This is a genomic window from Algoriphagus sp. (assembly GCF_024642405.1).
GTDB lineage: Bacteria > Bacteroidota > Bacteroidia > Cytophagales > Cyclobacteriaceae > Algoriphagus.
On sequence record NZ_JAHEBC010000182.1, the window covers coordinates 1 to 7,586 of the forward strand.

Below are 7,586 nucleotides of genomic sequence, written 5' to 3' on the forward strand. Positions count from 1 at the left end.
GTTTGGCTTTTGTCTTTATCACATTGATCCTAATACTCCTTTTCATTTCTAATCTAAAACTAGAGACTAGACTAGATGATTTTGGAGTTTCTTTTCGATACTTTCCTTTTATCCGAAATTGGCGGAAAATAGACAAAACTAATATCCTGTCTATAGGAGTTATAAACTACAGCCCCCTTACAGATTATGGAGGTTGGGGTCTGAAAGGAAACAAGACCACAAAAGCTTATAGCATTTTGGGGACGGAAGGACTCTTGATTGATATCGGCGAAAAAAAGAAAATAATGATTGGAACATCCAAAGCCAAACAGCTTAGATTGTTTCTAGAAAATTGGAAGGAGGGATAGGGTATGGCTGCAAAAAAAGCCTTTGCACTGAGATTGGATGAAAAAATGATGAAGGCAATAGAAAAATGGGCCTCCGATGAATTTCGGAGTACCAATGGCCAATTGGAATGGATTGTTAGGGAGGCTCTAAAGAAAAACGGAAGGCTTCCTAAAAATGAAAATTAAAATATTTGATCATTGGCATAAAAATTTAATGATCATACATATGTCAATTTTTATTTTCGGAGTGATATTTTAGTCTTAACCTTTTTAACTCTTGGTATTAAAAAACTGGAGTAGAATCCAAATAAGAGCTTAACCAATAAGAAAATATTAACCTTTGAAAGATTTTAGAAAAAGGTCATGCATTAAGGTTTGTTTTCATTATTCCAAATCAGGAATATAAAGAAGTTCCTTGCTTTCAAAATCATAAAGTGTTAACGCACGCAATTCATAATATGCCATCCAATAATCTTTTAATGAATTGAAAAAAGCTCTCTTGTTAGTGTCTTTTTCATTTTGAGCAATGTTTAAGTCTGAAATAGTCACATTACCCGTCTGATATCTATTTAATGCGATTTGATATCTTTTTTCAGCAACTTCATCGGATTTTTTGGTGACTGCAATCCTTTCACGGATCATTAAAAAATTTCTGACCTTTGTGAATATTTCTTGTTCAAAATTTATCGCTTCTTGCTCTACTTCATATTCAGTCAATTGCTGATTAGCCAAAGCTTGAGACATACGGGCTTTATTCCTACCCCAATCAAGAATAGGAACTGAAATTCCTAAATTGACCAATGCTTGAGTGTTTGGATTATTGTAGATATCTGACCAAGTAAATGCTGCATTGTTATAACCATAACTTGCGGTCAAATTCATCGCTAATCTCTGACCCTTTGCATCTGCCAATTGTGCCTCTGACTCCAATCTCCTTCTATCAAACCCAAGTGCCTCTGCCCTGTTTTGAAATGAATAGCTGATTGCCTCATTAACGTCTACATCAAATTGAGGAATAATATCAGGAGCTCTTAATTTAATTTTAGCATTTTGGTTTATACCAATATAAGAATTTACTGCAAGGGAAGATTTTTCTAAATCTAATTGAGCTTGTGCCAGATCCTGTTTTGCCTGTAGAGTCTGAAGTTCTACCTGCAAAAGTTTGTCCTCGAAAGTAGCACCGATTTCATATCTCTTTTTCTCAATTGAAAATATATCCTCTGTGTTTTTCAAGTTTTTAGAAGCAATATCAAAATTTACCTGAGCAATCAAATAATCAAAAAATAATTCTGTCACCATCATGGAAATCATTTCAGACTCTTGGACAAACTCCCTTTTACTTTCCTCAAAAATTAAAGGCTCGATTTTCTTATCCCATTTATATGGATTATATGCGAATATTGGTTGAGTTAAACTGATATTTACTGGAACTCCAGACCACCGGGTTTGAACTTCAGAATCACTCGCTAAAAAATTATCAAACCTGTTTGTAGAAGTATTTACAGATATTGTCCCTCCCGTAGGAGCAATTACCTGCTGTAACCCTAGACCTAAGTCAATAAAATTTTGATTTACTTCCCTAAATTCGATAGTTCCATCAGGTTGCTCAACTCGATTAAAAGCTTGTGAATAGGAAGGGATATTACCTGATAATCTTAATTGCGGATTATAATTTGATTTAAAAAATCTGTATCGCCAGTACCTATTTTCTTTTCTGGTTTTTGCCCTAAGCGAGGCAGGTGATCGATCTTTGGCTCTCTGGACCATTTCCTGCAAAGAATAAGAGACAGAATCTTGAGCAAATGATTCAAATGTAAATCCCACAGTCAATGCAAAAATCAGAAAAACGGCGGCTTTCAAAGAGTTGGAGAAATTCATAGAATATATTAGAAATCTGAGCATTATTGATTTGAACTAAATTAATGATAGTTTAATGGGAACCAAAAGACTTTTATTAAGCAAATGCTAAAACTTCCTAAAGACTTAAAAGAATATTAAAATCTGTGCTTCTCTACCTACTTTGAGTAAATTGCAAGACAAAATCCTCATGTTGAATGAAGTCCATTATCAGTTTTGTAATCCGCTATATTCCCAGACCACTATTACAGAAAATAAGCCCGGTGGTAATGAGGCTTTTCGCTCAACTCAACAAAGGAAACGATGTAAACTGTCCAGTCTGTAACCACAACTATAAAAAGTTTTTGCCTTATGGGCGCATCGCAAGAGAAAACGCGCTTTGTCCAAACTGCCTAGCTTTGGAAAGGCATCGATTAATGTGGCTTTTCTTAAAAGAAAAAACAGATTTTTTTTCTGCAAATCTCAAAGTATTACATATCGCTCCTGAGCATTGTTTTATTGAAAGATTCGAAGCTTTATCAAACCTAGAATATATTACTGCTGATTTGGAATCCCCTCTCGCCAAAGTAAAAATGGATGTTCATAAAATCCCTTTTGAAAACAATACTTTTGATGTGGTTTTTTGTAATCATGTAATGGAACATGTGGAAGATGACCTTTTAGCGTGCTCTGAAATAAACAGAGTCCTCAAGAAGGAAGGTTGGGGAATTATACAGTCTCCGGTCTACAATTTGAAAGAAACAATTGAGGACAAAACAATCACGGATCCAGTTGAAAGAGAGCGGATTTTTGGTCAAAGGGACCATGTGAGAAAATATGGAAATGATTACGCAGCTAGATTAAGAAAGTCTGGAATTGGAATTGAAGAAAATTTATTTGTTAAAGAATTACCAGTAGAGGAAATCAAAAAGCATTCTCTACCCGAAAAGGAAATAATATTTGTCTGCAAAAAAGGGGGTTAACCTTTGAATATTTTTCGAATCATCTCAAAAATCAATCCTAAACCATATGCACACAATTGTGCGAATGAGGTTATCAAGCTATAAAACCCCACCAAAATTGATTTATATCTATAGCTTGATTGAATAAAAATAGCCAGAAACCAAATTGCCAAAATAGATATTTGAAGAAGAAAAATTTGAAAACTGAAAAGCCCAGAAATAATTATACTTATACAGAAAACTAAAAATAGGCTAGGTAAAAGATGAACAGTCTTAATTGCTTCCGGGTGAAACCTTGAAACATTAATTCTATTTCTACCAAAGGAGAAACCCTGTTTAACAAAGGAGATCAAGGTATTTTTTCTCTTGTGATAGACATAAGCTTCTTCTACTAATTCCAACCTAAATCCTGCTTTTCTGATTCGAATACTGTATTCAATATCTTCGCCTTGGTTTGGATCTATAAAACCTCCTATTGTTTCGAATACTTTTCGAGAAACCCCCATATTAAAACCTCTAGCTTGATATTTTGCCGGATTCTTCAGTTTTCCTCGAATTCCACCGGTAGTCCAAAATGAAGTCATAGCAAAATCCATTGCCTTTTGAAGGGGACTAAAATCTTCCTTTGCGGCATCAGGACCTCCAAATGCATCAAGGCCTCTTTCCTCTATGGTTATTTTTAGGGCTTCTAAGTAGTTCTTTGGTAAAATCACATCAGAATCAAGAATAACAAAGAACTCTCCCTGAGCAAGCTTCATTCCATCATTCCTTGCAAAACCTTGCCCTTGGTTAACTTGATCTTGATAATTAATATGGATTTGTCCCTGAAATTCTTTTATAGTTTCTTCAGACTTAATCGAAGAACCATCATCCATTACTATGACTTCGAAAGATTGGAAAGATTGGGAAACAAGACTATTTAAAAGTTCTTTTAGTTCATCAGGTCGGTTATAAACCGGTATGATAACTGAGAAATACATTAATACTCAAAATTTAACTCTTCATCAATTTTGTATTCGGTCTCTTTCGATTGGTTTGAGGTCATTAACTCCGCTATAAATCCAGTTACAAAAAGTTGAACCCCAATAATCAAAGCCACAAGCGCCAAAAAGAATAGCGGTTGTTCCGTGATTTCCCGAACTTGAAGTCCTTTACTCAATCCATAGATTTTTTGAAATATAAGCCAACAAGTGATAACAAAGCCGGAAAAGAAAGATAAGGTACCTAAGAGACCAAAGAAATGCATCGGTTTCTTTTTGTATCGATGCACAAAAGAAACAGAAATCAAGTCTAAAAATCCATTGAGAAATCTTTCGATTCCAAATTTTGAATACCCGTATTTTCTAGCTTGATGCTGAACAATCTTTTCTCCAATCTTCGGAAAACCATTCCATTTAGCCAGTAGTGGAATATAGCGATGCATTTCACCGTAAATCTGGATATTCTTGATAACCTTATTCCTATAAGCTTTTAGCCCACAGTTAAAGTCATGTAGCTTAATGCCGGAAATCCATCTTGTTACAGCATTAAAAAATCTAGATGGGATTGTCTTTGAAATAGGATCATGCCTTTCTTTTTTCCATCCTGAGACTACATCAAACCCGCCTTCTTTAATCATTTCATATAAGCCTGGAATTTCATCAGGGCTATCCTGAAGATCTGCATCCATAGTAATTACTACGTCTCCTGAAGCTTTTTGAAAACCAGCATCCAAAGCAGCAGACTTCCCATAATTTCTACTAAAGTTCAATCCTTTAACAGTTGGAAATTTTAATGAGAGCGCATTTATGACTGTCCAGGAATCATCATTACTGCCATCATTTATAAAAATAATTTCATGAGAAAAGCCGTGATCATTCATGACACGGCTAATCCAATGAGTTAATTCTGTGATTGATTCCTCTTCGTTAAATACGGGAACGACTACGGAAATTTGAGGCATATTTAGTAATCCAGAGACTTATCTCGCTTTTTTAAAATTGCAGCCAAAATTAACGCAATGATCGCATAAATGATAATTCCGATTCCAAAACTCATCAATTGACCTGAAAGTGTGAATTGTTTGGATGTGCTAGCACGCATTTCTTCAAGCTGTCCAGGAGGAAGAGAGTCAGGAGAAGCACCAAAATTTTCCATCATTTTGAGACTATTCTCAAAAGCCAAATCTCCTAAAACACCCGGAAGAGAAGGATCAATCACATGAAACAACAATATCTGCCCTAGTAAACTAATAATACCAGAAATTAAAATTGCAATGAAACTGAAATTGAATGCTACTCCAAAAGTCATGAAGCCACCTAACTCAGTTCTATATTGTCTTCCAAAATATATTATCAATGCAAAGAAAACGACTAATGCCACTAGGCCAAACCAAGCTGAACCTAATAATGTCGCATCTATAAAATATGCAATAAAAGTCAATGCCAACGAAACCAATCCAATTGTTAATCCTGGTTGAATTGCAGCTTTAAAAGGAGATTGTTGCTCTTCCATAATTTTCTAGTTAGGGTTTTTTCTCAAAATAATTGAAATAATAATAGTAAAGAAAAGACCTGGGATAATTTTCCAAATAGCATCATTTAAAGCAATGTCTATTTTACTCATCACTTTAACACTTTCTAATGTAGCATCATAAGAATTTTGACCCACCTGAGAAATTATCGTGTCTCTACTTTGTACTAAAGTATCAATTTTTGAAGACTTTATTAATTCAAAAAGATTTAAATCAATAGTTAAGAATAGCCAAATCCCAAAAAATGAAATAATTGCGATTAGCATATAAGCAACAAAGCCGACGCTCATCCCTTCCGCAAATGAGATAAAACCTTGATTTGAATAATCTTTGAAATATTTAAGCGCTAAATAGATGGATATGGGGACAATCACATATCCAAAAACAAGATTTAAAGTTGTTGGGTCTTCCCTAAAAAAAGATAACGTGAAAAATGAAACTAAACCAAGTCCCCCTCCAAATACACCAAATAAATAGGCAGATTTAAAATAATTATTCATTGATTGTTATCAATTCGCCATTTTGAATGATGTATTTTACTTTTCCTTTTAGATTCAATCCAAACCAAGGTGAATTTTGAGAATTTGACTTATTAGTAGTTCTATCAAACAGCCAATTTTCATTAGGATCAAAAATTGTCCAAGACTCATTTTCCTCTCCGATAATAGAACTCGGGCCGGATGTCAATTTTTGTATAAGCAAGGGCCAAGTCAACTCTTTTTCTAACTTGACAAGAGCAGGTAAAAACGTCTGCAATCCCACCATTCCAATCGAAGCCAGATCAAATTCCATAAATTTAGAATCAAAATCTTGGGGTTGATGATTGGAAACTATAGCATCAATCGTACCGTCTTTCAAACCTTCCAAGAGAGCAATCCTATCAACAGAACCCCTAAATGGTGGTTTTACTTTAAAATTTGGATCGAAATCCATCAGATCACTATCTGAAAAAAGTAATTGATAAATAGAAACATCACATGTAATATTTAAACCTTCTGCTTTACCTTTTCTAATTAATTCCACCCCTTTTGCAGTACTTATTGTTTGAAAATGGACTTTTCCACCTGCGTATTTCAAAATTTCAAGATTACGCTGAATTGCTACATCCTCTGCTAAGCTGGGTATCCCTTTCATGCCGAGCATGGTTGAGTTTTCGCCTTCATGCATTTGGCCAAAACTAGCAATTAAAGGGTCATATGCGTGATCAAACAAAACCCCGTTGAACTTCTGGAGGTATTGAAGGATCTTCATATAACGATCTCCATTAGAGAGCGTTTTGGTTCCATCACCAAAAATTGTAACGCCAGATTGGTGATGCATATCCAAAATTTCAGTTAAATCTTCCCCTTCTGTATTTTTCGTGACAGCACCTTGAATAAATAATTTTAAAGGAAATTTTTTCGCCTTATTCAAAATAAAATCTACTTCATTTTTACTTTGAATTACTGGTTCAGTATTGGGAAGAATTACGGCGGTTGAAAAACCACTTGCCAAAAGCGATTCGCACAAAGACTCAACTGTTTCCTTATATTCTAAACCTGGATCTCCGACCATGCATCTTAAATCAATCCAACCTTTAGAAAACATAAAAGAGGATGCATCTATTTCTTGCTTGGGTTCAGATACTGATTGTTCTGATTCCGGGATCATTTTCCCTTGATGAAAAATATAATTCTGAGCTTTTTGAACCCCAGAAGGAGTGATCAATTTTAATCCTTTAAAGAGAATTGACATGGATTTTTGCTTTGATACAAAACTGCAACAATATTCTAAAAATGAAAAGTTAATTTGAATTGAGTTAAACAAAAAAAAAGCCAGCTGATCTAGCTGGCTTAAATAATGTGGCGGCGACCTACTCTCCCGGGTGTAACCCCAGTACCATCGGCGCTGCAGGGCTTAACTTCTCTGTTCGGGATGGGAAGAGGTGGGACCCCTGCGCTAGGCCGCCTA

9 protein-coding genes and 1 rRNA gene are annotated in these 7,586 nt (G+C 35.0%); 3 read left to right on the forward strand and 7 right to left on the reverse strand.

The window, feature by feature from the left end:
• Together Q0L68_RS13275 and Q0L68_RS13280 are read left to right on the forward strand one after the other, a co-directional pair.
• Positions 1-347, forward strand: a 347-nt coding sequence (locus tag Q0L68_RS13275) for a hypothetical protein (protein ID WP_296703984.1), incomplete at its 5' end; no start/stop codon positions are given.
• Between the two features lie 3 nt (positions 348-350).
• The gene (locus Q0L68_RS13280) at positions 351-512 is read left to right on the forward strand and encodes an Arc family DNA-binding protein (protein ID WP_296703987.1); all 162 of its coding nucleotides are present in this window, start codon (positions 351-353) and stop codon (positions 510-512) included.
• 198 nt (positions 513-710) lie between these two features.
• Here Q0L68_RS13280 and Q0L68_RS13285 read toward each other — a convergent pair whose 3' ends face one another.
• A complete protein-coding gene (locus Q0L68_RS13285) occupies positions 711-2,204 on the reverse strand; it encodes a TolC family protein (protein WP_296703989.1) in 1,494 nt (497 codons plus the stop codon).
• A 176-nt stretch (positions 2,205-2,380) separates the two neighbouring features.
• Here Q0L68_RS13285 and Q0L68_RS13290 point away from each other — a divergent pair, with 176 nt between their 5' ends.
• Positions 2,381-3,145 (forward strand): class I SAM-dependent methyltransferase, encoded by a 765-nt coding sequence (locus Q0L68_RS13290; protein ID WP_296703993.1) that lies wholly within the window; start codon positions 2,381-2,383, stop codon positions 3,143-3,145.
• Here the strand turns inward: Q0L68_RS13290 and Q0L68_RS13295 are convergent.
• The 6 genes from Q0L68_RS13295 to rrf form a co-directional block, all read right to left on the reverse strand.
• Positions 3,142-4,104 carry a glycosyltransferase gene (locus Q0L68_RS13295; RefSeq protein ID WP_296703995.1) on the reverse strand — a complete coding sequence of 321 codons (963 nt, stop codon included), beginning with the start codon at positions 4,102-4,104 and terminating at the stop codon, positions 3,142-3,144. The genes Q0L68_RS13290 and Q0L68_RS13295 overlap by 4 nt on opposite strands.
• Positions 4,104-5,066: a glycosyltransferase family 2 protein gene (locus tag Q0L68_RS13300; protein ID WP_296703997.1), complete on the reverse strand. Its 963-nt coding sequence runs from the start codon at positions 5,064-5,066 to the stop codon at positions 4,104-4,106. Before Q0L68_RS13300 ends, Q0L68_RS13295 begins: the two co-directional genes overlap by 1 nt.
• A gap of 2 nt (positions 5,067-5,068) precedes the next feature.
• The gene (locus Q0L68_RS13305) at positions 5,069-5,617 is read right to left on the reverse strand and encodes a DUF4199 domain-containing protein (RefSeq protein WP_296703999.1); all 549 of its coding nucleotides are present in this window, start codon (positions 5,615-5,617) and stop codon (positions 5,069-5,071) included.
• 6 nt (positions 5,618-5,623) lie between these two features.
• A complete protein-coding gene (locus tag Q0L68_RS13310) occupies positions 5,624-6,136 on the reverse strand; it encodes a DUF4199 domain-containing protein (RefSeq protein WP_296704001.1) in 513 nt (170 codons plus the stop codon).
• On the reverse strand, positions 6,129-7,370 hold the full coding sequence (locus Q0L68_RS13315) for a dihydroorotase (protein WP_296704004.1): 1,242 nt from the start codon (positions 7,368-7,370) through the stop codon (positions 6,129-6,131). Before Q0L68_RS13315 ends, Q0L68_RS13310 begins: the two co-directional genes overlap by 8 nt.
• Positions 7,371-7,475: 105 nt before the next feature.
• Positions 7,476-7,584, reverse strand: a 5S ribosomal RNA gene (gene rrf / locus Q0L68_RS13320).
• Between the last annotated feature and the right edge of the window lie 2 nt (positions 7,585-7,586).